Consider the following 25,690-nt stretch of genomic DNA (forward strand, 5'->3'; position numbering starts at 1 on the left):
AAAAACTCAATTAAAATTGTATTTTTAAAATTCTAATTGATTCTTTCTATCTCAAGGAAGTACCTCCTCTTTTATTTATTTTTTATTGATCATTCTTTCCACGGAAGCAACCATATTGCATGGCTAAGTCATATAAAATATTTATCTGGAAGAAGGCACCATTTCTGCGTCTATTACTACCCGTAATAATTGGTATTATAGCCGGATATTATTTGCAGGTCAACCTTAATGTTATAATCATTGCCGCCTTCGTATTAGTTGTAGCTTATAGTGTATTCAACTTATTGCCGCTTGCCTATCGCTATAATCTTCAGGCAATAAATGGAATTATTATTACGGCATTTATTTTAAACGGTGGAATTTTTCTCACCTGGAATAAAGATGCCAGACATCATACCAATTGGTATGGAAAAAGATATGATTCAGGTTGCTACATTGTTGCAACTATAAATGAACCACCCGTCGAAAAAAATAAATCTTTGAAAGTTGTTGCAACAGTTAATGCCATTATTAAAAACGAGTCGGTTTATGCTCTTACCGGAAAATTGCTGCTTTATTTTTCCAAAGATTCAGCATCAAACACAATTGCCTATGGGGACAGGATTATCATAAAAAAACAATTACAGGAAATAAAAAATTCCGGCAACCCAGCTGCGTTTAACTATAAACGTTACTGTGCCTTTCAGCAAATCTTCTATCAATGTTATCTTAAATCAAACGAATGGATTTTGTTGAAAGGTAATAACGTCAATACTTTCAGGCAGGCAATCTTTACGACCCAACATTATGTAGTTAATGTCCTGGATAAATACATACATGGGCCAGATGAATCGGCAGTTGCAAAAGCTTTGCTCATCGGATACAAGGTAGATCTCGACAAAGATTTGGTTCAGGCTTACAGCAATGCAGGTGTGGTACACCTGATTGCCATATCTGGTCTGCATCTCGGTCTGATATATGTATTACTTTTTTGGATAACCGGTAAAATCCCATTTGTAAAACGTTCTAAAATAACCCGTTTATTGCTGTTGTTATCCGGCTTGTGGATTTTTTCTTTTTTAACCGGCGCCTCGGCATCCGTGCTTCGATCCGCTGTAATGTTTACGTTTATTGCAGTTGGAATGGCGGCAAATAAAAAGTCGTCTATCTATAATTCCATGGCCGCGTCAGCTTTTATTTTACTTTGTATTAATCCATTTATGTTGTGGGATGTCGGTTTTCAGCTTTCATACTGTGCCGTCTCGGGCATTGTAATAGCGCAAAAATTTATCTCCACCTGGTTTTACTTCAAAAATAAAATGCTACGTAGGGTGTGGCAACTTGCTTCGGTTTCGCTGGCGGCGCAACTTTTTACGTTGCCTTTGTGTATTTATTATTTTCACCAGGTTCCGTTATTATTTCTGGTTTCGAACCTCATAGCTATACCAATTGCCACGGTAACATTATGGAGTTCCCTGGCACTTGTTTTTGTTTCACCGTTACACATAGTTGCGATGTATACCGGCAAATTAATTAGCTGGTTTATATGGGTGCTAAATCATGCTGTTTTATATATTAATTCATTGCCATTTTCATTATGGGATGGCATATCGTTTTCAGTTACTGACGCCATATTGCTTTACCTGGTTATAATATTTTCTCTCTACTGGCTTATTAGAAAAAGTAAGCCGGCACTACAATTTGCATTATTATCCACTTCCCTGCTCACCGGAAATAAGACGATCAAAAACTGGCATTATGCAAATCAGAAAAAAATAATTGTGTACGATGTGCCAGCACACAAAGCAATAGATTTTGTTGAAGGAGATTCTTACCATTTTGTTGGCGACAGTGATTTGGTATCCGATGGTGTGCTACAAAATTTTCACCTTAAGCCGGCGAGAATTTCTTTTTTAATAAGCAAAAAGGTTGATAGCGGTTTTAGCATCTTTCAGAAAAATAATTTCTTTCAGTTTTGCGACAAAAAAATTCTCGCTATCGATTCCGCCGCTACTTATTCAACATCCGGAAAAAAAATAAATGTTGATTACATAATCATATCTAAAAATCCAAAACTATATATACCAAGGCTGGCAGCGGTTTTTAATTGTTCTGTTTATATTTTTGATGCCTCCAACCCGATGTGGAAAATTGAAAAATGGAAAAAAGATTGCGAAGAATTACATTTGCGCTTCCATTCTGTTCCTGAACAGGGTGCATTTATAACCGATTTATAAAGTTCAATTTCTCGGCAACATCTCATGCAAAAAAAAATAAAGTCCGCGCTCATTTCTGTTTACTATAAGAATGGGCTGGAAAAAATTATTCAGCTTTTAAAGGAAAAAAATATTACGATTTATACTACAGGTGGCACTCAAAAATTTATAGAAGACGCCGGAGTTCCTTGCGTTGCCGTTGAGTCGTTAACGGGCTTTCCTTCCATATTAGGCGGAAGAGTTAAAACACTACATCCATCAGTATTTGGAGGTATTCTAGGCAGGCGGGAAATGGAAAGTGATATACAGGAAATGGAACAATTTAATATTCCGGAAATTGATTTGGTGATTGTTGATCTGTACCCTTTTGAAGAAACTGTTAAATCAACTTCTGATGAGAAAGCCATTATTGAAAAGATAGATGTTGGTGGTCCTTCTATGATAAGAGCTGCGGCTAAAAATTTCGCTCATGTTTTGGTTATCGCAGATAAAGGCAATTACAATGATCTTGAAAATATTTTATCTAAAAACAATGCAGAAACATCACTGGAAGCACGGAAACAATTTGCGGCCAAAGCATTTGATGTTTGCACGGGATATGATATGGCGATTTCAAATTACTTTAATAAAACTTCTTTTTTAAATCCGTTTGTCGCGGAAAAAAAGGCGCTTCGTTATGGCGAGAATCCGCACCAACAGGCATCTTTTGCAGGAAACCTTGGTGAAGTTTTTGAACAGTTGCACGGTAAAGAACTTTCGTATAACAATCTCGTAGATGTTGATGCCGCTATACAAATGATGAATGAGTTTGCTTCGGAGGAAGATGAAGAGAATGTTACTTTTGCCATTTTTAAACACACCAATGTCTGCGGAGTCGCACAGCGTGTAAATGTAAATGAAGCCTTTAACGCAGCCTTATCCGGCGATCCTGAAAGCGCTTTTGGTGGCGTGTTAATTGCCAACGCATCAATCGATAAAAAGACTGCTGATACTTTAAACGGTTTGTTTTTTGAAGTTTTGATAGCACCCGAATTTGACGCGGATGCAATGGAAGTTCTTCAATCAAAAAAGAATAGAATTTTGTTGAAAACTAAAAACGCCATTCAGCAAAAACAAATGTCGAAGACCGTTTTAAACGGAATTTTGTCGCAGGATTTTGATAAGGGAAATTTTGCTGAATGGAATGAAGCAGGTGGCAGAAATTCTACTGTAGAAGAAAAAAGTAATTTAATATTTGCCAACCTGGTATGCAAGCATCTAAAAAGTAATGCTATCGCCATAATAAAAGATAAACAACTAATAGGTAAAGGCTGCGGACAAACGTCGCGTGTTGATGCACTGCGGCAGGCAATTGCAAAGGCTGCTCAATTTAATTTTGATTTGAATAATTCATTGGTTGCAAGCGATGCTTTTTTCCCGTTTGACGATTGCGTGAAGATTGCGCATGAAGCCGGTGTAACTGCGTTTATACAACCGGGTGGTTCTATAAGAGACAAAGATTCTATTGAATATTGTAAAGCAAATAATTTGGTGATGGTGATAACAGGATTGAGGCATTTTAAACATTAGGACTGGCGCAGCCTACTCAACATTCTTAAAACGATTCTTCCACATTTCATTAAATGTTTTTTTACTAAAATGTAAATCAGAACGTTCTTTGTTCCATCCCTTAAATAATTTATTAACTACGGTTGATTTTAAGTTTCCGTTACCCATATTCATAAAGCCTCTTCTGAGCGAAGATATTTTCCAAAGTTTCCAGGCAGTCTTTTCAGAGAAAGAGGCCAACCCTTCATCAACACTTTCTTTTCGGTTCTCTAGCAACAATTCGTGAAGATTAATTTTGACCGCACAAACTTCGGTACAGTTGCCACATAACGAAGAGGCAAAACTCAAATGTTTATATTCTCTCAATCCCTGCAAGTGCGGACTTATAACGCTACCTATAGGGCCGCTGTAAGTGGCGCCATAAGCGTGTCCCCCAATATTTTTGTAAACAGGGCAAGCATTTAAACATGCTCCGCATCGTATACAATACAAGCTTTCCCTCATTTTAGGATTCGCCAAAATATTTGAGCGGTTATTATCTAATAATATCACATACATGTCGCCAGGGCCATCACTTTCACCGGCTTGTTTTGGTCCCGAAATAATACTATTGTAAACCGTAACTTTTTGTCCGGTACCAAACGTTGCCAGTAAGGGCCACATTAAGGCAAGGTCTGTAAGCGATGAAACAACCTTTTCAATTCCTACAATGGCAATATGCGTTTTGGGCCACGCCATACTGAGCCGGCCGTTGCCCTCATTTTCCGTAACTGCTATGGCGCCAATATCACTAATGATAAAATTGGCCCCGGTAATTCCAATTTCCGCTTGCGTGTATTTTTCTCTTAATTTTTCGCGGGCCACTAACGTTAATTCCTCCGGTGTGAGTTTCGAAGCCGTTCCTAATTTATCTGCAAAGAGTTTGGCCACGTCTTCTTTACTCTTATGCATGGCAGGTGTTACAATATGGTAGGGAGGTTCGCCATCCAACTGCTGGATGTATTCTCCCAAATCTGTTTCAACGCTTTCAATATTATTTTTTTCAAGAAAATGATTCAAATGAATTTCCTCCGTAACCATGCTCTTGCTCTTAACAATCGAAGTGCAATTTTTTTCTTTGCAAATATTTAGAATTTCGTCTAAGGCTTCCTGTGAGTCTTGCGCCCAAATAACTTTGCCTCCGCGTTTTGTGAAGTTCATTTCAAATTCTTCCAATTGCTGATCGAGGTTTTCAAGTGCACGCCATTTAATATTCTTAGCCCGCTCCCTTACAAGGTCGGTATTTTCAAACTGCTTTTTTCCCTGCGGAACAACAGCGTTGTATCTGCCGATATTAAAGTTTATCTTTTGCCTATGGTCAAGGTCTGCACTCTTAACAGTACTCTTTGCCTTAAATATTGAAGCGGATTCACTCATTTGAATATTTTCTAATTCTAAATTTACCATTCTGGTAGACGCAAAAACTGTTTTGTATTTGAGATAAATAAGCAGGAAAAATATTTTGAATAACAGATAATTTTTCTTCAGCCACTGCATCGTCCAATCTCAATAAAAGAATTCCCTTATGTAAGGAATGGTTTTTATATACCAATTCGCCGAAATCTTTGTCCATAGTTATTATAATCGCATTTTCATTGTTGGCTAATTTCACTATATCTATATCAGTCATCTCAGGATTTATATTTCTCATTGCAAAAATCTTAAACCCATTATTGAACAACCATTCTTCAATAATTTTACCGACTCCAACATCAATTACAATATTAATGGACGATGCATCAATCATGCTATTTCTTCTTCATGAGAAATTTTTGCTGCAGCATATACAAGACATGCTTTGATATCTTCTTCTTCAAGTAATGGAAATTCTTCAAGTATCTCTTCATGCGAGATTCCCCTGGCAAGCATTTTTAGAATTTGCTCAACAGAAATGCGCATTCCTCTTATAACAGCCTTGCCTGTTAAAATAGCGGGGTTATTTGTAATTCTATTTAATAATGTTGTTTCCATAATATTATAAAGTTATAAAACAAAATCTTGTTTTCTTTTATTTCAATACCCCCAGTTCCTTACCCACTTTCGTAAATGCCTCAATGGCATGATCGAGATGTTTTTGCTTATGTGCCGCACTCAATTGCACCCGTATTCTCGCCTGCCCTTTGGCCACCACGGGAAAGAAAAATCCAATAACATAAATTCCTTCATCCAAAAGTTTTGCAGCAAAGTTTTGTGCAACAACTGCATCATACAACATAATTGGAACTATGGGGTGTTCCCCGGGTTTTATATCAAATCCCGCTTTAGTCATTTTTCTCCTAAAATATTTTGTGTTTCTTTCCAGCTTGTCCCTGAGTTTAGTGGTTTCACTAAGCATATCAAAGACCGCAATGGATGCGCCTACAATACTTGGCGCCACTGTGTTGCTAAACAAATAAGGGCGGCTGCGTTGGCGAAGCATCTCAATTATTTCTTTTCGGCCCGTAGTAAAACCGCCGCTGGCACCTCCCAAAGCTTTTCCAAATGTTCCGGTAATAATATCTATTCTCCCCATTACACCACGATATTCATGTGAGCCTCTTCCAGTTTTCCCCAGGAACCCGGTAGAATGGCATTCGTCAATCATTACGATGGCATTGAATTTATCTGCGAGGTCACAAATTTTATCAAGCTGTGCAATGGTTCCATCCATGCTGAAAGAACCGTCTGATACAATGATGCGGCTGCGTAGATGCTGACTCTCTTTTAACTTAATTTCCAAATCTTCCATGTTGTTATGTTCATAACGGTAGCGCTGTGCCTTGCATAAACGAACGCCGTCGATGATACTTGCGTGGTTTAATGCATCAGAAATAATTGCATCTTCTTCACCAAATAACGGTTCGAATACGCCACCATTTGCATCAAAACAAGCGGCATACAAAATAGTGTCTTCTGTTCCCAAAAATTCGGCCACTTTTTTTTCGAGCTCTTTATGAATATCCTGTGTGCCACATATAAAACGGACGCTGCTTAAGCCATAACCCCTTTCATCAATATACTTTTTCGCTGCTTTTATTACTTTTGGATGAGATGATAATCCCAAATAATTGTTGGCACAAAAATTTAAAACTTTCTTTCCGCCAACTTCAATCTCCGCGCCCTGCTCACTCGTAATGATTCTTTCAGTTTTATACAAACCCGCGGCTTTAATGGCTTCCAGTTCTTCGCCAATCCGATTCTTAAAATTTTCGTTCATGATTTTTGTATTTCTCCGGCAAACCTACATGAAATCATTAAATTATAATTTTGTATAAAATCAAAAAAAACAAAATTGTAACTTTTTGTTTCCAACTTCGTTTCACTATCAAACAGAACGGAAGCGACAGAAAACTACTAATTGAGTGTATGACTGAGAAAGAATATAATGAATGTGTAAACCTTTATGCAGATAATGTTTACCGTTTTATTGTAAAAAACCTGCGGCACGAAGAAAATGCCAAAGATGTTGTGCAGTCGGCATTTGAGAAATTATGGATAAACCGGGAAACCGTGGAAAATGAACGTAGTAAATCTTATTTATTTACAGTAGCCTATCACCAGATGATTGATCATATAAGAAAAAATAAAAGAGTGCAATTGCAGGAAAATTTTTCTGCAGAGACGAGAACAACGCATCAGCCTCATCATAATATAAATAAGATTTTGAATGAGGCATTGCAAAGATTAAGCGAAACACAACGAAGCCTTGTTTTATTAAAAGATTATGAGGGTTATTCGTATGATGAAATAGCAAAAATCACTTCTTTGAGTGAAAGCCAGGTAAAAGTGTATTTGCATCGTGCAAGGATTCAACTTAAGACTTATTTGGTAAAACCGGAAAATGTAATTTAAGATGAACATCAACAGAGATAATTACGAAGAATATTTTTTGCTTTATGCAGATAATGAATTAACCGATTCTGAAAAAGCTGAAGTATTGATGTTTGTTAAATATAACAAAGATCTGGAGGATGAATTCAGGATGATTCATCACACTATTGCAAGGCCTGATGTAAATATTCATTTAAGTGATAAATCATTTTTATATAGAAATGATATAACGGCTTTCATTAATGAAAAAAATTACGAAGAGGTTTTTGTTTTATACCATGATAAAGAATTGACAAAAGAACAAATGATAAAAACGGAAGATTTCATATCTCATCATAATGAATTAAAAGATGAATTTGATTTAATCGGAATAGCAAGACTCACACCCGATAGCGCTATCGTTTTCAACAATAAAAAGATTTTATATAAAAAGGAAAGGTCAGGAAAAGTTATTCCGGTACTATTTTGGAGAATGCTTGCTGCAGCGGTTTTCATTGGATTTGGTTTATGGATTACCGGGCTGCTTTCGAAGCCGCCGGTTAAACCAGGTATAGTGACGACTCACTCTATTACTGCAAAGAATGAAGCACCAAAAGTTGACAATAAAATTCTTCCGCAGAAAAAATCAGGAGAATCTGTTGCTCAATACGTTGAGCCTCGAAACAAAACCCTGGAAGAAGTAAACAGTGCTAAAAAAGCAAATAAACAAAAAGCCTTAGATAATAGAAATAACGTTGCAGCTTTAAGAAATGTAAATAGCACTCGAAAAACAAGGGAAGAAACTGGTACCAATCAACTTCCGGAAAAAGTTAATGATGCAATAATAGCTTCTAATGACGGAATCAATCAAAAACCTAATGACGAAATATCGCCGTTAAACAAAATTGAGCCTTCAAAAGAACTAGCACAAGAGATAGATGAAAATAAGACAGTAAAAACAGAGCCCCTGGTGAATGCGCAAAACGTTTCTTATGTGCCAGATGAGGATAATAAAAATGAAAATTATGTATTCTACGATATTACCGCCGATAAATTCAAGAAAACAAAAGTAGGCGGCTTCTTAAAAAAAGTAAAGCGTGTTGTGGAAAGAAATAACCCAATCACACGCCTTCTCTCGGGAGATGACCGGCAGGTTGTATCCAACTAAATAAAATAATTCAGACTAATAAATATTAAACAATGAAAAAGACAGCATTAGGATTTATGGGGATTTTATTTGCCATCACCTCTCTAGCGCAATCTGACTCAGTCCAGGTTCAAAAAAAGAACGACACGATCCGGATTGGCGGAATGATTATATTGAAAAAAGGTGACACTAATGATAAACGTGTAACCGTTACCGTTGGTAACAGGAACTATAATAAGAAATCCAACATCAACACGGCATCCTTCATAGTAGATTTAGGCTTTGCAAACTGGGTAGATAAAACCAATTATGCTTCTGCAACGACAGGTAGTTATCTCGTTAACAAACCCGGCACTCCCAATTTGGCTGAAAATGATTTTAAATTAAGAACCATAAAATCAGTTAATGTAAACATCTGGTTTTTTATGCAAAGGCTTAATTTAATAAAGCATTATGTGAACCTGAAATACGGACTGGGCCTCGAGTTGAACAATTATCGGTTTAAATCAGCATTAAGCATGGATGAGAGCGGAATAAACCCATACACGCATCAAAGCATTGATCACTCGTTTATATTTCGCGATTCAATAAGCTTTTCAAAGAACAAGCTCGCGGCAGATTATGTAACAATACCATTTATGCTAAACTTCCTAACTAATCCAAATTCATCCAACAAAGGTTTGAGCCTTAGTGCAGGAGTAAGTGTGGGATATTTATATAACAGCCGCAACAAACAAATAAGCGGGGAACGCGGAAAACTAAAAAATCACGGAGACTATGATCTTGAAAAATGGAAATTTTCTTATATAGCAGAATTAGGTCTTGGGCCGGCACACTTATATGGTTCTTATAGCCCGAATTCTATTTTTCAAAAGGGCTTGAATTTGATGCCTTATAACGTAGGAATAAGATTCAGCAACTGGTAAATTGAAAAATAAACTCTTTACAAAAACCTGTCACAAAAACGACAGGTTTTCTATTTACTCAAATGCATGCTTCTTTCTTTATATAATTGCCTGAAGTAAGGATCACGAAGATCTTTTATGAAACGGATAGATTCGCCTGTGCTCTTCATTTCAGGGCCAAGCTCTTTATTTACATTGGGAAATTTGTTGAAAGAAAAAACGGGTTCTTTAATAGCAAAACCGGTTAGCTTTTTTTCAAATGTAAAATCTTTCAGTTTGGCAGCGCCGATCATTATTTTGGTGGCAATATTCAAATAGGGAATCTGGTAAGCCTTCGCAATAAAAGGTGTCGTGCGTGAAGCTCTTGGGTTGGCTTCAATTACATATACTTCGCCATTCTTAATAGCAAATTGGATATTGATTAATCCTTGTATGTTCAACGCCCTGGCAATTTTTTCTGCATATTCTTCCATTGTGTGAACAATTAACGGAGATAAATTAAATTCGGGTATCACCGCGTTACTATCACCGCTATGGATACCCGCAGGTTCAATATGTTCCATTACGCCCATCACATGAAAATCGTCTCCATCAAAAATGGCATCAATTTCGGCTTCCTGGCAGCGATCTAAAAAATGATCGATTAAAATTTTATTATTGGGCAAATGTTTTAATAAACTAAGCACACCTTTTTCTAGTTCTTCATCATTTAAAACAATACGCATGCGCTGGCCGCCCAACACATAGCTTGGCCTAACCAAAACGGGATAACCAACCGTTTTGGCCACTTCAATAGCATCATCGGTATTAAATGCTGTTCCATACCTGGGATAGGGAATTCCTAATTCTTTCAACATATCACTAAAGCGTCCTCGATCTTCAGCTATGTCCATGTTGTCGAATGAAGTGCCGATAATTTTGATCCCTTTTTCGTCCAAACGTTTGGCAAGCTTTAATGCTGTTTGTCCGCCAAGCTGAACAATAACCCCTTCCGGCTTTTCAAGCTCAATAATTTCCCAAATGTGTTCCCAGAAAACAGGTTCGAAATATAATTTATCAGCTATGTCAAAATCAGTAGAAACCGTTTCAGGATTGCAGTTAATCATGATGGCTTCGTATCCGCATTCTTTTATGGCCAGCAATCCATGTACGCAGCAATAATCAAATTCTATTCCTTGTCCTATGCGATTGGGGCCGCTGCCCAAAACAATAATTTTCTTTTTTGAAGAAGAGATCGATTCGTTATGTATTATGTCAGTGTTCATCTTTTTTATTCAGGTACTATTCAAAAGTGCTATAAAAATAAGGCGTCTTTGCCTCAAATTCTGCGCTGCAGGTATCTACCATTTTGTACACTCTTGTAATGCCAAACTCTTTTCTTTTTTCATAAATATCTTCATCAGTGCTTCCATCCTTCAAGATGCGTGCAATTTGCTCATCGCCAAAACCCAGGCGTTTTGCTTTAGTTAGCAACCCAGGCGAAAGTGTCTCCAGGGTTGTTTTAATCAACTCTTTTTCACAATCACATATTTTTTGAATCTGGTAAATAAACCAACGATCTATTCCGGTAGATTCGCAGATACGACGCACACTCACACCAATCATCAGGGCGTCTTTTATCCTGAATATGCGATCCCATTTGGGCACCTTCAGATATTCTATAACCTCCTCAGCATACATGAGACTCTTACCATAGTAGCCAAGTCCCACTGCTTCATTTTCCAAACTTTGACAAGCCTTTTGAATGGCCTCCGCAAAGCTTCTTCCAATGGCCATTACCTCTCCAACGGATTTCATTTGCAAGCCCAGCGTATCGTCAGCACCTTTAAATTTATCGAAATTCCACCGTGGAATTTTTACAATAACGTAATCCAGTGCCGGTTCAAAATACGCCGATGTAGTTTGAGTAATTTGGTTTTTCAGTTCATCCAAGGTAAAGCCAATGGCAAGTTTAGCTGCAATTTTTGCAATAGGGTAACCGGTGGCTTTACTTGCCAATGCCGATGAGCGGCTAACTCTCGGATTTATTTCTATCGCAATTATGTCTTCCGTTTGCGGATCTAAAGCAAATTGCACGTTACAACCTCCTGCAAAATTGCCGAGGTTGCGCATCATCGCAATAGCTGTATTACGCATTTTTTGAAAAGCAGTGTCACTCAATGTCATTGCCGGCGCTACGGTAATTGAGTCGCCGGTATGTACTCCCATAGGGTCAACATTTTCCACCGTGCAAATAATAACAACATTATCGTTATCATCGCGTAACAATTCCACCTCAAATTCTTTCCAACCCATCATCGCTTTTTCTACTAGTACCTCGTGCATCGGTGAGGCAGTGAGTCCACGATTCAGGGCTTCGTCCAAATCCTCTTTTTTATATACTAAGCTTCCACCACTACCGCCAAGGGTAAACGATGGACGAATAACTAATGGAAACCCTATTTCCTGGGCAAATTCTTTCCCTTCTAAAAACGAGTTTGCAGTTTTTGCGGGTGCTACCCGGATGTTCATTTCGATCATCCATTGCCGGAATTTTTCACGGTCTTCCGCCTTATCTATTGCCTTAATATCTACACCAATAAGGCGAATTTTATTTTTCTCCCAAATACCTAATTCATCAGCTTCTTTACAAAGATTTAATGCCGTCTGGCCGCCCATTGTCGGCAACACTGCATCAATTTTATTTTCGTCAATAATTTGTTCAATGCTTTCAACGGTAAGTGGAAGCAGGTACACTTTATCGGCCATCATAGGATCCGTCATGATGGTGGCTGGGTTGCTGTTTATAAGTATCACCTTTATCCCTTCCTCGCTGAGGCTGCGGGCGGCTTGTGTTCCGGCGTAATCGAATTCGCAGGCTTGTCCAATAACAATGGGCCCAGAACCGATAATTAAAACTGAGTTAATTGACTTGTCTAGTGGCATGAATTTTTTAATCTGCGACCGCGAAAATAAATTGAAATGTTGAAATGAAAAGCAATAAATTAAAATTGATGCTCTAATTGAGAAATATCAGGTTCAAAAAAACAAATTTTTCTACGGATAATTTAACAGTTCAAAAAATTAAAGAAGATATTTTTTTTCTGTTCCATAAAAATCGGTGAACATTTTTTTTAGGACATATAATTTTTCAATCCAATTTTTTTCTCCTTTCATTTTTATTTCGTCAACATAGTGTTCAACCTTTTCTACGGTTCTTTCCGCATCATCCAACAAATCGTTTGTCGTGGTTTTAAGATGATCTAATAAAGCATCTTTGTCTTCTTTAGGCATACTGTAAAATTTTAACAGTGCAAAACCAATTGAGGCGCCAAATATAAGTGATGCGATTGTTGTTGACTTCGTCATGATATTATTTTAAAATTTTTAGGTGTTAGATTTGTAAATATTATGAAAAGGATTTTCCCCCGAAAAGATTTAATACATAAACCGTTCCTGTTTTTAGCACTACTCTTTTTTTATGGTCATTCGAAAGCCCAGCTTTTCCCGGTAAAAAATTATCCTAAAGGTTATTTTATTTACCCGGTTGATGCCAAAATTGGGCTAGCCGCAAATTTTGGTGAGTTGCGCCCTAATCATTACCACATGGGGCTCGATTGTCGTACCAACCAGGTACAAAACCGACCCGTGAAAGCCGCAGCTGACGGATATATTGCACATGTTCGTGTGGAACCTTTTGGATTTGGCAGAGCCATTTACATTAACCATCCCAATGGGTTAACCACGTTATACGGACATCTTAATAACTTTTATCCTGCGCTTGAGAAATACGTAAAAGAGCAGCAGTATAAATTGCAGTCGTGGCAGGTTTTTTTGGATATTCCGGCAGGTATGTTCCCGGTCAAGAAAGGCCAGTTTATTGCTTACAGTGGTAATGCAGGCGGTTCGCAGGGTCCTCATTGTCATTTTGAAATAAGGGATACCAAAACTGACAAGGTATTAAATCCGCTTCTATTCGGCTTGCCAATTCCAGATAATGTACCGCCCACGATTTTGCGTTTAGCCATGTACGATAGATGCGTTAGCACCTATAGCCAATCACCAAAATTGTTTGGCCTCAAAAAAATAAAGGGAGGATATACAACAGCTGAACCGATCATAACCGTAAACACAGACAAAGTAAGTTTTGGAATTTCAGCTAATGATAAATATACCGGATCATCAAACCCAAATGGCATTTACGAGGCTGTACTGTATTTTGACGGCCGTGCTATTGTTGGTTTACAAATAGACAGTATAACTTACGATGAAACACGGTATGTTAATGCACACATTGATTATAAAACAAGGGCAGCCGGCGGCCCCTTTATTGAACACATGTCAAGGCTTCCCGGTTATCCTGAGGGAGTTTATAAAGATTTTAGTGGAGACGGTGTGATAGAACTGTCGGATGACGCGGTGCACGAGGTAGAAATTGTAGTAAAGGACACCTATGGAAACACATCCACACTTGATTTTAAGGTAAAAAAGGGATTGATACATGAGGGCGAATCAGCAAAAGAGGCAGCATCGTATTATGAGCAGCAGGAATTTCATCCTGGTTTTGTAAACATATTTGATAATGAAAATGTGCAATTAGTATTAAAGCCAGAGGCCTTGTATGATTCATTTGCTTTTGTTCATTCAACACAACCTACCAATTCGCTAAACACTTTTTCTGATATTCATGTTATAGCATCGGGATTAATACCGGTTCATGATTATTTTACTTTGAGAATAAAAGCGGACAAACCAATACCCGCTGAATTAAACAATAAAATGCTTATTAAAAGAACATGGGGCGATAAAACCGAAGTTGTAAAAGCTACAGCAGATGGCGAATGGTTTACTGCGTATTTTAAAACTTTTGGAAATTTTGAGCTTATTGCGGATGAAGAACCACCTGTAATCGCAGGAGGTTTTCATGATAATGCCAACCTTGCTAAAGCTTCCCGCATTGTTTTCATTCCAAAAGACAACAACCAGGAAATTAAAAACTTCCGTGCGGAACTTGACGGAAAGTGGCTGATGTTTACCAACGACAAAGGAAAGCTGTTCATTTACAAATTCGATGAAATGTGCCCCCGCGGGAAACATGAATTAAAAATTTCGGTACAGGACGAGGCCGGGAATACCACAGAAAAAATTCTTCATTTTACCAGATAAAAAAAAATCGATGATTCAATTAACAGAAGGAGAGAAAGCACCTGCATTTAAAGCAAAAGATCAAAACGGAAAGGCAATTTCGCTGGCAGATTTTAAGGGAAAGAAAGTTGTTCTATATTTTTATCCCGAAGATGATACACCAACTTGCACCATTGAAGCGTGCAATCTTCGTGATAATTACAAAATACTTCAAAATAAAGGACTGGTTGTATTGGGGGTGAGTCCTGATGATGAAAAGAAGCACAAAAAATTTGAAGAAAAATATAAGCTTCCCTTTACACTTCTTGCCGACCCTGACAAAAAGATTATTGACAAATATGGTGTTTGGGGCGAAAAAAATTTATATGGAAGAAAATATATGGGGCTGCATCGCACCACATTTTTAATTGACGAAAAAGGCGTTATTCAAAAGATTTTCAAAAAGCCAAAATCGAAAATTCATAGCGAAGAAATATTGAAAGCCCTTGGCTAATTTATAGCAGCTATAAATAATTTCTATAATGAATTTAAACATCAAAGAAAATTCATGGATAGCAAAACTGGCTGCGAAGAAGCTACAATCGAAACAAGTTGCCATTGTTATTGGCAGTACAATTCATTTGCATAATACAACAAAAGAAGATTTTTTAAAAAATGAAAGATGGGTGAAACATGAAGTTTGCCATTTGCAGCAATTTAAAAAGCAGGGCAATTTTATTTTCATTATTAAATATTTGTGGGAAAGTTTGCTTCATGGATATTACCATAATAAGTATGAGATTGAAGCCAGGAAGGCTGAAGATATTTGATTAGCCCTTCTTATACGCAGCGGCTGTTATTTCGAATCCTTCTTTATAAGTTGTAGGTTGAAAATTAAAGGCTTTATTAAATTTTGAAGAATCAAAAATATAATCTGAATCGTATTGATACAGCATCTCTTTCATCTCGTACATCAGTCGCATAAAAATTCCCATTATTCCTACCATTCCTTTGCCGATTACGAAGTCTTTATCAGGAGCATGGAAGATTCCCGAGGCCAGTGAAATCATTTCTTTCGCTGTTAAAGCTGGCTCTGCGGTGGGCATATGCCATATTTGATTCCATGCCTGTTCGTTTTGCGAAAGGAGCCATAACGCTCTACCACAATCAGGGGTAAACGTAAACGAATGCACTACCTTATCGTTTACCATCCATTGCGATTTTTTCCCTTTAGCCATCTTATCAAATACCAAAGCATTTAAGAAACTTGTTTTACAATTGGGGCCATAAAAATCCGCCGCCCTTGCTATCATTGCAGTAATCTTTCCCGATTTTACTTCCTCCATTAATTGAGTAGCTAGTGTTGCACGCAGTTCTCCTTTTTTACTCACAGGATTGTATGGCGACGCCTCAGTCATGGGGCCGACAACTTTTCCAAGCGGATATACATTATCAAAGAAAATAAGTTTCGCATTATACTTACTGCATGCCTTAATTGTATTGTTCATAATCAAGGGCCACTTCTCGGTCCATACTCTTATGTCATAAGCTAATCCGGGGCATAGTAACACTATCGTTGCACCTCTCACTGCTTCATCTGTTTCCGATTCGTTAGTAAGATCTGCAGATAAGGTAAGCGCTCCATTAATAGAATTTGGATTTCTGCTTACTAAAGTGTGAGGCACGTTATTTTGAAAAAGCACTTTTGAAAATTCATTGGCAATAGCCCCGCCGGCCCCTAATATAGTATACATGTATTTTGTTTAATTGTGTTAGCAATAAGGGATTAAATTAATAATCAAGTTGCAGGCCAAGCCTGTCTTTTAATTCTTTTACCAGCGGATATTCTTCAATAATTTTTAAATATTGTTCCTTGGTGGTGAGATGCTTTTCCGCTACAGCAGTATCCTTTTCATTTTCAATTACAATAACCCGGTAGGTTAAAAAACGATTATTAAAGTGAGCCTGGAGATGTTCAATTAAAGCGGCTCTTTCTGTTTCAATAAATTTCTGCTGAATATTATTGTCAGTAATTATTTCTATACAATTGTCATCAACAATACTAAGCTTTGCCAATTTAAAATTTGTAACGCCGGAATGGTTATTACTTTTTCGAAGTACCTCAATATAAAGTCCCCAGGCTACATACAACTCCTCCTCGTTTAATGGTTTAACATTATTCCCGTTTAGCTTGTTTTCAAGAGCCACCTGCTCCTGTATTTTTTCCAACCTGCCAATTTTCGTGCGTGCGCTGCCGTTAGTAACGATTGTATGATCTGCGGCAGCCTTAGGAAGTGTGGGTTTACTTTTTTGTTTTTCTTCAATTACCAGTTTTGCTTCGTTTCCCGGAGCCAGTCCATTACTCTTTTTATTTGTTGAATTTCCGGGGGTTATTTCTTTGACTTTAGCTTCGGGCGTATTTTTTTCCTTAAAGGCAATAGGAGTAAGTGTTTTAAAAGCAACAGGCTTCATGCGCTCAACCTGTTTTTTTTTATTGATTTGATCACCGTCGCTTACCAGCTCGATTGCCTGTTGCAAATAACAAAGCTTTATCAATGTCAGCTCCACATGCAGCCGCTTGTTTCTTGCCTGTCTATAATTTATTTCAGCCTCATTTAAAATATTTAATGCACTTATTAAAAAAGAGGCATCCAGCTTTAGTGCCATGTCAAGATAGCGTTGTTTAAATCCTTCTGAAACTTCCAATAACATCGCCACCTTTGGATCTTTACTTACCAAAAGATTTCTTATAAATTCTGCAAACCCATTCAATACAAGATCCCCTTCAAATCCCTTCCTGTTAATTTCATCGTACAATAATATAGCATCAGTAATACTTTGATCTTGCATTGCGGCCATCAACCTGAAGTAATAATCTTCATCTAAAATATTCAAATGCTCCAGCGTATTAGCATACGTGAGCGCCCCATTGGTGAAACTTACAATTTTATCGAGTATACTTAAAGCGTCCCTGAGGCAGCCTTCACTTTTTTGAGCAATTACGTGCAAGGCGGTATCGTCAGCCTTTATATTTTCCTTTTCACAAATTTCACGAAGGTGATCAACTGTATCCTGGTTAGTGATTCTCTTAAAATCAAAAATCTGGCACCGTGAAAGAATAGTAGGAAGTATCTTATGTTTTTCAGTAGTTGCTAAAATAAAAATTGCAAATGGTGGTGGTTCTTCCAGTGTTTTAAGAAACGCGTTAAAGGCGGCTGTGCTTAACATGTGCACCTCATCCACTATATACACTTTATATTTCCCGGCCTGCGGTGCAAACCGTATTTGTTCAACAAGGGTTCGTATATCGTCTACAGAATTATTACTGGCAGCATCCAGTTCATGAATGTTCAATGATGTTCCATTATCAAACGAAACGCAGGAATTACAAATGTTACACGCTTCTCCGTCAGGAGTTCTGTTTTCGCAATTGATCGTTTTTGCCAGGATTCTGGCACAGGTCGTTTTGCCCACACCCCGCGGTCCGCAAAATAAAAAAGCATGAGCAAGTTGGTTATTTTTAATGGCATTCTTCAGCGTAGTTGTTATATGCGATTGTCCGATAACTGTGCTAAAGTTCTGCGGTCTGTATTTCCTGGCTGATACTATAAATTTATCCATATACCCCTACCCCTAAAGGAGAATTTTATTTTCAAAAATATACTGCAAGTTAAGAAACCAAATCTTAAAAGAAATATAGCAATTACAGCGTCATATAATCTCCCTTTAGCGAGGCAGGAGGGGTTTTATTGCAATAAAGGATGTCTTTTAAATTCCTTACTTCTATCAAAAATATAACGGTAAGTGGCCAGCATCCTGCTTTGGGTGGCACCAAGATTTTTAGAAATGTTTAAAATTTTCGGATTAAAATCTCCCTGCCATTGAAGCTCCAGTTCGTCGTACTGCTTGTCCTGCTGAATAACTTTAGAACCCTGCACTATCATATAATGATCAATGCCTTTGCCTTGGTATTCGGGTATAACACCAAAAACAATTCCCGTAAACTTATTGCATACACCTTTTTTCTTCAGCCATAAATATTTAAGCTTCGCAATAAAATCAAATCTTCCATTGAGATGTTTAAAAATCTGGTTAAGCTCCGGTAAGTTTACCCAAAAAGCAATTGGCTCATTATTATGATATATAAACCAAATAAGATGTTCATCCATTACCGGCTTCATCGACTTAAACATTTTATAAGCCACTTCTTTATTTAGTTGTTTGTTGCCTTCATGCATCGCCCATGCTTTATTATAGACAATGCTGAAATCGGAGGAAAATTTCTTCAGTTGGCTTTTTTTGATGTGAATGGCCTTATACTCTGGGTTCGAACTATATTTTCCGTTCTGTTCAAAAAACTTTTCGCTAAGCTGGGTTTGTACAAAAAGATGCCAGCATATTTGGTTATAAAAATTTTTAAATCCATAGTTTTCAAAAAGCTCAACGTAATAAGGAAGATTGTAATTCATTAAATAAATTGGGGGTTTAAAGCCATCCACCACCAGGCCCCACCAGCGATCACGTTCACCAAAATTTATTGGGCCATCCATAGCTTCCATATCATGTTGCATCAGCCAACTTTTGGCGACATCAAATAACATGTCAGCGGCTTGCTGGTTGTCGATGCATTCAAAGAAACCAATTCCGCCCGTACGTTGTTCGTCTCCTTTGTTCTTATATTTTTTATTCACAAATGCTGCAATCCTTCCAATCAAGGCATCGTCATCATCTTTTAAGATCCACCGGGTACATGTGCCAAAACGGAACGCTTTATTTTTTTCAGTGTTAAAAACATCAGTGACATCATGATCCAGTGGCCGAATGAAATTAGGATCGTTCCTGTAAATGATTAAAGGAACTTCAAGGAATTGTTTTTCTAAGGCCTTGTCGGAGACAGGTACGAGGTACATCAACTTATTTAAAAAATTATTTAAGTAAAGTAACAATGAAAAGTTATTGTTGCCAAAATTCAACAGTCGATTGTAAGATTAAAAAAGCAAATTGTATGTTCTATCATAGTAAAGTAAAAAGTAAAGGAACAATGATAAATTTGAATTTTACTTTTCCACAAGATCCTAGTTGTGGATTCCTTGAAAATGAATTTGAATGTTAAATTTTAATTCCCGTTATAATAAAATATTTTTTGAAGGCATATTTATTGGTTGCTTGAAACGATATAAAAAAGATGTAAAACAATACATCAACAAAAATTCGTTAACCTTAAAAAAAATTAAATTATGACAAACCTAACGGGAAAAAAAGTAGCCATCTTAACCGAGAATGGTTTCGAAGAAACTGAATTAACCAGTCCCAAAAAAGCAATGGAAAATGCAGGAATCAAAGTTGACATTGTGTCACCACAAAAAAGTAAAGTTAAAGCGTGGTCACAAGATCATTGGTCCGTTGAATTGCCGGTAAATGTTAACCTGGCCGACGCAGACGTAGAAGACTACGACGCACTGCTAATACCGGGTGGCGTTATGAACCCCGACCATATGCGGATGAACGAACAATGCGTACAGTTTGCAAGGGATTTTATGAAGACTGGAAAAACGGTTGCAGCAATATGTCATGGCCCACAATTGTTGATCGAGACCGGTTTATTAAAAGGGCGAAAACTAACATCCTATCCTTCTATTAAAACAGATCTCAAAAATGCAGGAGCAGATTGGCGAGACAGGGAAGTGGTAGTTGATGATAATCTTATCACCAGCCGCAGCCCTAAAGACCTCGAAGCTTTTAACAAAAAAATATTGGAGCAAATACGGGAAGGCATACACGAACATGCATAGCCGCATTTATTAATTTACGAGCTGATAGGGTGGTACAAAGCCCACATCGTACATGGTGTGGGCTTTCCTTTTTCTAACAGTTATTATTCATATTTCGCCATTAGTTTGTACAATATTTTTTTATCGCCACAGGTAAGAATGGTGCTGCTATCCTGCATTTCAAAATGACGTTTAAATGCAACAATAGCTGCAAGGCTATCCTTAACCGAGTACCCTATAATTCGCAGCGCCTCCAGGCTATTGAAATTGTCGGGCAGAAAAATATTAGTTGTATCATTATACCATAAACCAAAGCCATTTTGCGACAGCAATTGCCACGGAAATTTTACATTGGGGTCCTTTTTCCTCGTTGGAGCTATATCGGCATGGCCAATAAAATTTGCTGTTGGGATATTGTAGGTTTTTTTAAGAGTAGCCAACACCGTTAGTAAACTGCTGATTTGTGCCGGGGGGAAAGAATCAAAGCCATTATTATCGAGCTCAATGCCTATGGAAGATGAATTGATATCCCTGTCATTTCCCCAGGAACTCACGCCTGCCTGCCATGCACGTAAGTAATCGTTCAACATATGATGGACCGTTCCGTCTCTACAAATTACATAGTGGGCGCTTACCTGCGTTCTGGGCAAAGTGAAGGTTTGTAATGTTTGCTCACAACTACTTTGAGCTGTATGGTGGATAATTACAAAATTGGGTTTGCGAAGGCCGAAGTTGGTAGTGCCCACCCACGGAGTTGAATTGTAAATACTGTCGGTTAATGGTGTTTTACGAATAATTTTTGCAAACGATTTTACCTGGCGCTTATATACTCTGTTGGTACGGGCATATTTATTTGAGGAACATGAAAAAATTATCAATATTAAAACAAGGATTAAAAATGAAAGTCTCCGCATTTTTTTAAGTAAAGGTAATTAGCCAGGCCAACAAACCTGACCTCCTCATTTCAATTAAAATTTATTCCATTTTTTTTGTATATCAACTACTGAATAGTTAACTTGTTATGCCCCTTGAACAGTAAGTTGCTATCTTATATTTCACCTGTATTTATTCATCATTAAAAATTCATTATGAAAAAATTGACGTTATTTTTTATGGCAGCTATTGCTTTTGCTGCTTGTAACAACGCAGGCACAGACACAAAAGAAGCAGTTAAAGATTCTACAGCTGCAGCAGCTCCTGTTGCTATGACTTACCCATATACTATTGACCATCCTGACAATTGGGATATGGGCAGTACGGCAAACACAATGGTAGCACTGGAAGCCCTGAAAGGCTATGAAACCGGAAATATTCCGGAATCTATGAAGTATTTCGGTGATTCCGTACACCTTCAATTTGATGGACTGGACAAGACTCTTCCGGCCGATAGCGTTCAGGCAATGTTTACAAAATCCAGGGGAGAAATGAAAAGCATGGACGTAAAGATGAGTGATTGGGAATCGGTTATTTCTAAAGATAAAAAAGAGGAATGGGTTACAATATGGTACAGGCAGCATTGGGAAGATATGAAAGGCAAAAAAGATTCAGCTGATATAATTGATGATCTCAAAATTAAGGATGGCAAAATTGTGAGACTCGACGAATACACCAGGAAACTGCATTGAAAATAAATTGATTTTTTTTAAGCACTGCAGAATTGCGGTGCTTTTTTTTGAAAACCGTCTTACATATTTCTCCGGTATTGCCCACCTACTTCATATAATGCATGGGTTATTTGACCCAATGAACAATATTTTACGGTTTCCATCAATTCTTCAAAAAGATTTCCGTTGTTTACTGCCACTTCCTGCAGTCGCCTCAACATTTTGCTGCTCTCATTTTTATGCCGTTTGTGAAAGGCATTCAAATTATCTATCTGCAAATCTTTTTCTTCGTTGGTACTGCGTATAACCTCCGCCGGTAGAATGGTAGGAGAACCGGCCTTATTGAGAAAAGTGTTTACACCAACTATTGGGAATTCGCCTGTATGTTTGAGCGTTTCATAATATAGACTCTCTTCCTGGATTTTATTACGCTGGTACATACGCTCCATGGCACCCAATACGCCACCTCTTTCTGATATGCGGTTAAACTCCGTCATCACAGCCTCTTCTACCAGGTCAGTTAACTCCTCAATCAAGAAACTTCCCTGGTTGGGATTTTCATTTTTGGCAGTCCCCAGCTCACGGTTAATTATTAACTGAATGGCCATTGCACGTCTCACGCTCTCCTCGGTTGGCGTGGTAATCGCCTCATCATAGGCATTTGTATGCAGGCTGTTGCAGTTATCATAAATAGCATACAGGGCTTGTAGTGTGGTTCTTATATCGTTGAAATCTATTTCCTGGGCATGAAGACTTCGGCCACTGGTTTGAATATGATATTTCAATTTTTGCGACCGCTCATTGGCGTGGTATTTATATTTCATCGCCTTTGCCCAGATGCGGCGGGCAACACGGCCTATTACACTATATTCAGCATCCATACCATTGCTGAAAAAGAAAGAAAGATTTGGTGCAAAATCGTCAATGTTCATTCCACGGGCCAGGTAATATTCAACGTAAGTAAACCCATTAGAAAGTGTAAATGCAAGTTGCGTTATAGGATTAGCACCGGCTTCCGCAATGTGATACCCGCTGATTGAAACAGAATAAAAATTTCTTACCTTTTTTTCAATAAAATATTGTTGTACATCTCCCATTAATTTCAAAGCAAATTCAGTAGAAAAAATACAAGTATTTTGTGCCTGGTCTTCTTTTAAAATATCTGCCTGGACAGTGCCGCGAACAGTTGACAAGGCCTTTGCTTTTATTTGTTCATAAATTTCTTTATCCAAAACATCCTGGCCCGATAAACCCAGAAGTCTTAGGCCTAAACCATCGTTTCCTTCGGGAAGTTGGCCAATCATTTGGCCCTGGTACGGCTGTACCTTTTCACCATTAATCCCTGTATACTTTGGTAAAAAATCAATATTAAATTTCGACTCTATAATTGCGTTTATGCTTTCCTGTAAGTTATGTTCAATAATGTATTTCTCACATTGCTGGTCAATTGCTGCGTTCAAAAAGAATGCAAGCAACATTGGCGCCGGTCCATTGATCGTCATGCTTACAGAAGTTTTAGCATCACAAAGATCAAAGCCACTATACAATTTTTTTGCGTCGTCAACTGATGCCACACTCACACCACTGTTACCAACTTTTCCGTAAATGTCAGGACGGGTATCAGGATCTTCACCATAAAGTGTTACGCTGTCAAATGCAGTGCTGAGGCGTTTTGCAGGCTGTCCCAAACTTACATAGTGAAAACGTCTGTTGGTTCTTTCCGGGCCGCCTTCACCGGCAAACATTCTTGTAGGATCTTCTTCCTGGCGCTTTAGAGGGAAGACCCCGGCGGTATAGGGAAATTTTCCCGGGAAATTTTCCTGCAACCTCCAGCGCAAAATATCTCCCCAATCTTTAAACCTCGGCACAGCAATTTTTGGAATTTTTGAATGGGAAAGCGATTCAACAAATAGTGGCTGCTTAATTATCTTACCCCTTACATCGTATTCAAAAAATTCTTTCTTATAAGTATTTTTAACAACGTCCCACTCATCTATTAATTTTCTAGAAATCGGTAATAATTTCTTTTCAATTTTTTTAATGGCTTCGTTTATGGCAGTACTAGTTTCTTCGTTGTCGGTCGTTTTATCCTGATTAATAATCCTGGCGGCTCCCTTTAACTGGTATAGCTGTGTGGCAAGCTCAGCCTGGTCTTGAGCAAGCCTGTTGTAATTTATGATTTCATCAGCTATCTCCGCCAGGTAACGAACTCTCTTTGCGGGAATTATAGGCTCACCAATTCCGCCACTTATTTTCGAAGCGCTATATCCCTTAAAAGTGTTACCGGTTTTTTTGTCAACAATATCAACTATCTTATTAAATAGTTCGTTGCATCCTTTATCATTAAATAAAGAAGCAACAGTGCCAATTACGGGGAGCTCATTATCTTTTGCATTCCAAAGGCCATGATTCCGCTTATATTGTTTTTTGATATCATGCAATGCATCCAACGCACCTGCCTTGTCAAATTTATTCAGGCAAACAATGTCTGCATAGTCAAGCATATTAATCTTCTCCAGTTGCGATGCGGCGCCATATTCGGGAGTCATTACATACACACTCACATTACAATAATCCAAAATTGATGCATCGCTTTGTCCTACGCCTGCGCTTTCCAAAATAATAAAGTCGTAACCGGCTGCCTTACAAATATCGATGGCCTCCTGCACGTAATTGCTCAATGCTTTATCATTTTCACGGGTGGCAAGAGATCGCATATAAGCCCGTGGATGATGGATAGAGTTCATGCGAATGCGATCACCCAATAGCGCACCACCGGTCTTCTTCCTCGAAGGATCAACAGAAATAACCGCAATAGTTTTATCGGGATAATTCTTTAGAAACCGGCGAACAATCTCGTCAGTAACGGAAGACTTACCGGCGCCTCCGGTTCCGGTTATGCCAAGGACTGGTGAGGGTACTTTTTTACTTTTTAATGCCGCAGCGTTGTCTCTTCCATTCAATAATATGTCAACTGATTCACCGCTCTCCGCCTGAGTTATAGAGGTTGCAATCTTTTTTATATCTCTCCATTCACCTAACGCAAACTTGCCATTACCATTAGAAGCTGTTGTCCCCGACCTCCCGTTAACTATTAGTGAGGAGGGGGCTAGAGGGAGGCTACATTTCCTAACTACATCTTCTATCATTCCTTCAAGGCCCATATGCCGGCCATCATCAGGTGAATAAATTTTTGTAATTCCGTATGCTTGCAACTCTTCTATTTCTGAAGGCAAAATGGTGCCGCCTCCTCCACCGAAAATTTTTATATGGCCACAGCCATTTTCATCAAGCAAATCTTTCATGTATTTAAAAAATTCCAGGTGGCCTCCCTGGTAACTTGTAACTGCTATGCCCTGCGCATCTTCCTCAATGGCGCATTCAACTATTTCGTGCACGCTCCGGTTATGGCCAAGATGAATAATTTCAGCGCCCTTACTCTGCATAATACGCCGCATAATATTTATAGCAGCATCGTGCCCATCAAATAATGAGGCAGCTGTAACAATTCGTACAGAGCTTGTTTTTTTTTCATGTGCCATACCTAAAAATCATTTTGATAACAAGACAATCGCTCCTGCAAAATTAC

Annotated in this window: 22 protein-coding genes; 10 read left to right on the forward strand and 12 right to left on the reverse strand. The window is 38.1% G+C overall.

Annotation, left to right across the window (positions count from 1 at the left end; translation table 11 throughout):
• The first annotated feature begins 119 nt into the window (after positions 1–119).
• Together ACO1O5_RS17405 and purH are read left to right on the forward strand one after the other, a co-directional pair.
• Positions 120–2,216, forward strand: coding sequence for a ComEC/Rec2 family competence protein (locus tag ACO1O5_RS17405; protein WP_486272477.1), 2,097 nt, complete (start codon positions 120–122; stop codon positions 2,214–2,216).
• A 24-nt stretch (positions 2,217–2,240) separates the two neighbouring features.
• The gene (gene purH / locus ACO1O5_RS17410; RefSeq protein ID WP_486272479.1) at positions 2,241–3,764 is read left to right on the forward strand and encodes a bifunctional phosphoribosylaminoimidazolecarboxamide formyltransferase/IMP cyclohydrolase; all 1,524 of its coding nucleotides are present in this window, start codon (positions 2,241–2,243) and stop codon (positions 3,762–3,764) included.
• Between the two features lie 12 nt (positions 3,765–3,776).
• Here the strand turns inward: purH and ACO1O5_RS17415 are convergent, their stop codons facing one another.
• From ACO1O5_RS17415 to kbl, 4 genes are read right to left on the reverse strand one after another with little or no spacing between them, the layout of a single operon-like run.
• Complete coding sequence (locus ACO1O5_RS17415; RefSeq protein ID WP_486272481.1) at positions 3,777–5,159, reverse strand: LutB/LldF family L-lactate oxidation iron-sulfur protein; 1,383 nt, start codon at positions 5,157–5,159, stop codon at positions 3,777–3,779.
• Positions 5,152–5,529: a DUF5615 family PIN-like protein gene (locus tag ACO1O5_RS17420; RefSeq protein ID WP_486272483.1), complete on the reverse strand. Its 378-nt coding sequence runs from the start codon at positions 5,527–5,529 to the stop codon at positions 5,152–5,154. The genes ACO1O5_RS17415 and ACO1O5_RS17420 overlap by 8 nt, the downstream gene beginning before the upstream one ends.
• Positions 5,526–5,753, reverse strand: a complete 228-nt coding sequence (locus ACO1O5_RS17425) for a DUF433 domain-containing protein (protein ID WP_486272484.1) — start codon at positions 5,751–5,753, stop codon at positions 5,526–5,528. Before ACO1O5_RS17425 ends, ACO1O5_RS17420 begins: the two co-directional genes overlap by 4 nt.
• A 37-nt stretch (positions 5,754–5,790) precedes the next feature.
• Positions 5,791–6,978, reverse strand: coding sequence for a glycine C-acetyltransferase (gene kbl, locus ACO1O5_RS17430; RefSeq protein WP_486272486.1), 1,188 nt, complete (start codon positions 6,976–6,978; stop codon positions 5,791–5,793).
• Positions 6,979–7,127: 149 nt separating this feature from the next.
• Between kbl and ACO1O5_RS17435 the strand changes: the two genes are divergently transcribed.
• The 3 genes from ACO1O5_RS17435 to ACO1O5_RS17445 are packed head-to-tail and all read left to right on the forward strand — an operon-like array spanning position 7,128 to position 9,644.
• On the forward strand, positions 7,128–7,613 hold the full coding sequence (locus ACO1O5_RS17435; protein WP_486272488.1) for an RNA polymerase sigma factor: 486 nt from the start codon (positions 7,128–7,130) through the stop codon (positions 7,611–7,613).
• Position 7,614: 1 nt separating this feature from the next.
• Positions 7,615–8,739, forward strand: coding sequence for a hypothetical protein (locus tag ACO1O5_RS17440; RefSeq protein ID WP_486272490.1), 1,125 nt, complete (start codon positions 7,615–7,617; stop codon positions 8,737–8,739).
• Between the two features lie 32 nt (positions 8,740–8,771).
• The gene (locus tag ACO1O5_RS17445) at positions 8,772–9,644 is read left to right on the forward strand and encodes an outer membrane beta-barrel protein (protein WP_486272492.1); all 873 of its coding nucleotides are present in this window, start codon (positions 8,772–8,774) and stop codon (positions 9,642–9,644) included.
• Between the two features lie 50 nt (positions 9,645–9,694).
• Here the strand turns inward: ACO1O5_RS17445 and ACO1O5_RS17450 are convergent, their stop codons facing one another.
• From ACO1O5_RS17450 to ACO1O5_RS17460, 3 genes are all read right to left on the reverse strand, one after another.
• A complete protein-coding gene (locus ACO1O5_RS17450; RefSeq protein ID WP_486272493.1) occupies positions 9,695–10,888 on the reverse strand; it encodes a carbamoyl phosphate synthase preATP-grasp domain-containing protein in 1,194 nt (397 codons plus the stop codon).
• 16 nt (positions 10,889–10,904) lie between these two features.
• Positions 10,905–12,548, reverse strand: coding sequence for a carbamoyl-phosphate synthase large subunit (gene carB / locus ACO1O5_RS17455; protein ID WP_486272495.1), 1,644 nt, complete (start codon positions 12,546–12,548; stop codon positions 10,905–10,907).
• 138 nt (positions 12,549–12,686) lie between these two features.
• On the reverse strand, positions 12,687–12,971 hold the full coding sequence (locus ACO1O5_RS17460; protein ID WP_486272497.1) for a hypothetical protein: 285 nt from the start codon (positions 12,969–12,971) through the stop codon (positions 12,687–12,689).
• A 42-nt stretch (positions 12,972–13,013) separates the two neighbouring features.
• Here ACO1O5_RS17460 and ACO1O5_RS17465 point away from each other — a divergent pair, with 42 nt between their 5' ends.
• Genes ACO1O5_RS17465 through ACO1O5_RS17475 form a run of 3 tightly spaced genes read left to right on the forward strand, consistent with a single transcriptional unit; the run spans position 13,014 to position 15,556 of the window.
• Positions 13,014–14,768 (forward strand): M23 family metallopeptidase, encoded by a 1,755-nt coding sequence (locus ACO1O5_RS17465; RefSeq protein WP_486272499.1) that lies wholly within the window; start codon positions 13,014–13,016, stop codon positions 14,766–14,768.
• Between the two features lie 10 nt (positions 14,769–14,778).
• The gene (bcp, locus tag ACO1O5_RS17470) at positions 14,779–15,240 is read left to right on the forward strand and encodes a thioredoxin-dependent thiol peroxidase (protein WP_486272501.1); all 462 of its coding nucleotides are present in this window, start codon (positions 14,779–14,781) and stop codon (positions 15,238–15,240) included.
• Between the two features lie 28 nt (positions 15,241–15,268).
• Positions 15,269–15,556: a DUF4157 domain-containing protein gene (locus ACO1O5_RS17475; protein ID WP_486272503.1), complete on the forward strand. Its 288-nt coding sequence runs from the start codon at positions 15,269–15,271 to the stop codon at positions 15,554–15,556.
• Here ACO1O5_RS17475 and ACO1O5_RS17480 read toward each other — a convergent pair whose 3' ends face one another.
• The 3 genes from ACO1O5_RS17480 to ACO1O5_RS17490 all read right to left on the reverse strand — a co-directional run bounded on the left by ACO1O5_RS17480 (position 15,557) and on the right by ACO1O5_RS17490 (position 19,636).
• On the reverse strand, positions 15,557–16,480 hold the full coding sequence (locus ACO1O5_RS17480) for an NAD-dependent epimerase/dehydratase family protein (protein WP_486272505.1): 924 nt from the start codon (positions 16,478–16,480) through the stop codon (positions 15,557–15,559).
• A 37-nt stretch (positions 16,481–16,517) separates the two neighbouring features.
• Entirely contained in the window at positions 16,518–18,347 is a 1,830-nt protein-coding gene (locus ACO1O5_RS17485) for a DNA polymerase III subunit gamma/tau (RefSeq protein ID WP_486272507.1), read from the reverse strand.
• A 125-nt stretch (positions 18,348–18,472) separates the two neighbouring features.
• A complete protein-coding gene (locus ACO1O5_RS17490) occupies positions 18,473–19,636 on the reverse strand; it encodes a hypothetical protein (protein WP_486272509.1) in 1,164 nt (387 codons plus the stop codon).
• Between the two features lie 327 nt (positions 19,637–19,963).
• On the opposite strand from ACO1O5_RS17490, the gene ACO1O5_RS17495 reads away from it, so the two are divergent.
• Positions 19,964–20,518, forward strand: coding sequence for a type 1 glutamine amidotransferase domain-containing protein (locus ACO1O5_RS17495; RefSeq protein WP_486272511.1), 555 nt, complete (start codon positions 19,964–19,966; stop codon positions 20,516–20,518).
• Between the two features lie 83 nt (positions 20,519–20,601).
• Here the strand turns inward: ACO1O5_RS17495 and ACO1O5_RS17500 are convergent, their stop codons facing one another.
• Positions 20,602–21,411, reverse strand: coding sequence for an N-acetylmuramoyl-L-alanine amidase (locus ACO1O5_RS17500; RefSeq protein WP_486272513.1), 810 nt, complete (start codon positions 21,409–21,411; stop codon positions 20,602–20,604).
• Between the two features lie 174 nt (positions 21,412–21,585).
• Here ACO1O5_RS17500 and ACO1O5_RS17505 point away from each other — a divergent pair, with 174 nt between their 5' ends.
• Positions 21,586–22,122 carry a hypothetical protein gene (locus ACO1O5_RS17505; protein ID WP_486272515.1) on the forward strand — a complete coding sequence of 179 codons (537 nt, stop codon included), beginning with the start codon at positions 21,586–21,588 and terminating at the stop codon, positions 22,120–22,122.
• A 59-nt stretch (positions 22,123–22,181) separates the two neighbouring features.
• On the opposite strand, the gene ACO1O5_RS17510 is transcribed toward ACO1O5_RS17505, so the two are convergent.
• On the reverse strand, positions 22,182–25,643 hold the full coding sequence (locus ACO1O5_RS17510) for a methylmalonyl-CoA mutase family protein (RefSeq protein WP_486272517.1): 3,462 nt from the start codon (positions 25,641–25,643) through the stop codon (positions 22,182–22,184).
• Positions 25,644–25,690: the final 47 nt, after the last annotated feature.

The sequence above is a fragment of the Ginsengibacter sp. genome, from assembly GCF_057362405.1.

What these genes read in the sequence shown, in the direction of transcription:
- ACO1O5_RS17405 (WP_486272477.1), top strand. Translation starts at nt 120, where the DNA reads ATGGCTAAGTCATATAAAATATTTATCTGGAAGAAGGCACCATTTCTG.
- purH (WP_486272479.1), top strand. Translation starts at nt 2,241, where the DNA reads ATGCAAAAAAAAATAAAGTCCGCGCTCATTTCTGTTTACTATAAGAAT.
- ACO1O5_RS17415 (WP_486272481.1), bottom strand. Translation starts at nt 5,159, where the DNA reads ATGAGTGAATCCGCTTCAATATTTAAGGCAAAGAGTACTGTTAAGAGT.
- ACO1O5_RS17420 (WP_486272483.1), bottom strand. Translation starts at nt 5,529, where the DNA reads ATGATTGATGCATCGTCCATTAATATTGTAATTGATGTTGGAGTCGGT.
- ACO1O5_RS17425 (WP_486272484.1), bottom strand. Translation starts at nt 5,753, where the DNA reads ATGGAAACAACATTATTAAATAGAATTACAAATAACCCCGCTATTTTA.
- kbl (WP_486272486.1), bottom strand. Translation starts at nt 6,978, where the DNA reads ATGAACGAAAATTTTAAGAATCGGATTGGCGAAGAACTGGAAGCCATT.
- ACO1O5_RS17435 (WP_486272488.1), top strand. Translation starts at nt 7,128, where the DNA reads ATGACTGAGAAAGAATATAATGAATGTGTAAACCTTTATGCAGATAAT.
- ACO1O5_RS17440 (WP_486272490.1), top strand. Translation starts at nt 7,615, where the DNA reads ATGAACATCAACAGAGATAATTACGAAGAATATTTTTTGCTTTATGCA.
- ACO1O5_RS17445 (WP_486272492.1), top strand. Translation starts at nt 8,772, where the DNA reads ATGAAAAAGACAGCATTAGGATTTATGGGGATTTTATTTGCCATCACC.
- ACO1O5_RS17450 (WP_486272493.1), bottom strand. Translation starts at nt 10,888, where the DNA reads ATGAACACTGACATAATACATAACGAATCGATCTCTTCTTCAAAAAAG.
- carB (WP_486272495.1), bottom strand. Translation starts at nt 12,548, where the DNA reads ATGCCACTAGACAAGTCAATTAACTCAGTTTTAATTATCGGTTCTGGG.
- ACO1O5_RS17460 (WP_486272497.1), bottom strand. Translation starts at nt 12,971, where the DNA reads ATGACGAAGTCAACAACAATCGCATCACTTATATTTGGCGCCTCAATT.
- ACO1O5_RS17465 (WP_486272499.1), top strand. Translation starts at nt 13,014, where the DNA reads ATGAAAAGGATTTTCCCCCGAAAAGATTTAATACATAAACCGTTCCTG.
- bcp (WP_486272501.1), top strand. Translation starts at nt 14,779, where the DNA reads ATGATTCAATTAACAGAAGGAGAGAAAGCACCTGCATTTAAAGCAAAA.
- ACO1O5_RS17475 (WP_486272503.1), top strand. Translation starts at nt 15,269, where the DNA reads ATGAATTTAAACATCAAAGAAAATTCATGGATAGCAAAACTGGCTGCG.
- ACO1O5_RS17480 (WP_486272505.1), bottom strand. Translation starts at nt 16,480, where the DNA reads ATGTATACTATATTAGGGGCCGGCGGGGCTATTGCCAATGAATTTTCA.
- ACO1O5_RS17485 (WP_486272507.1), bottom strand. Translation starts at nt 18,347, where the DNA reads ATGGATAAATTTATAGTATCAGCCAGGAAATACAGACCGCAGAACTTT.
- ACO1O5_RS17490 (WP_486272509.1), bottom strand. Translation starts at nt 19,636, where the DNA reads ATGTACCTCGTACCTGTCTCCGACAAGGCCTTAGAAAAACAATTCCTT.
- ACO1O5_RS17495 (WP_486272511.1), top strand. Translation starts at nt 19,964, where the DNA reads ATGACAAACCTAACGGGAAAAAAAGTAGCCATCTTAACCGAGAATGGT.
- ACO1O5_RS17500 (WP_486272513.1), bottom strand. Translation starts at nt 21,411, where the DNA reads ATGCGGAGACTTTCATTTTTAATCCTTGTTTTAATATTGATAATTTTT.
- ACO1O5_RS17505 (WP_486272515.1), top strand. Translation starts at nt 21,586, where the DNA reads ATGAAAAAATTGACGTTATTTTTTATGGCAGCTATTGCTTTTGCTGCT.
- ACO1O5_RS17510 (WP_486272517.1), bottom strand. Translation starts at nt 25,643, where the DNA reads ATGGCACATGAAAAAAAAACAAGCTCTGTACGAATTGTTACAGCTGCC.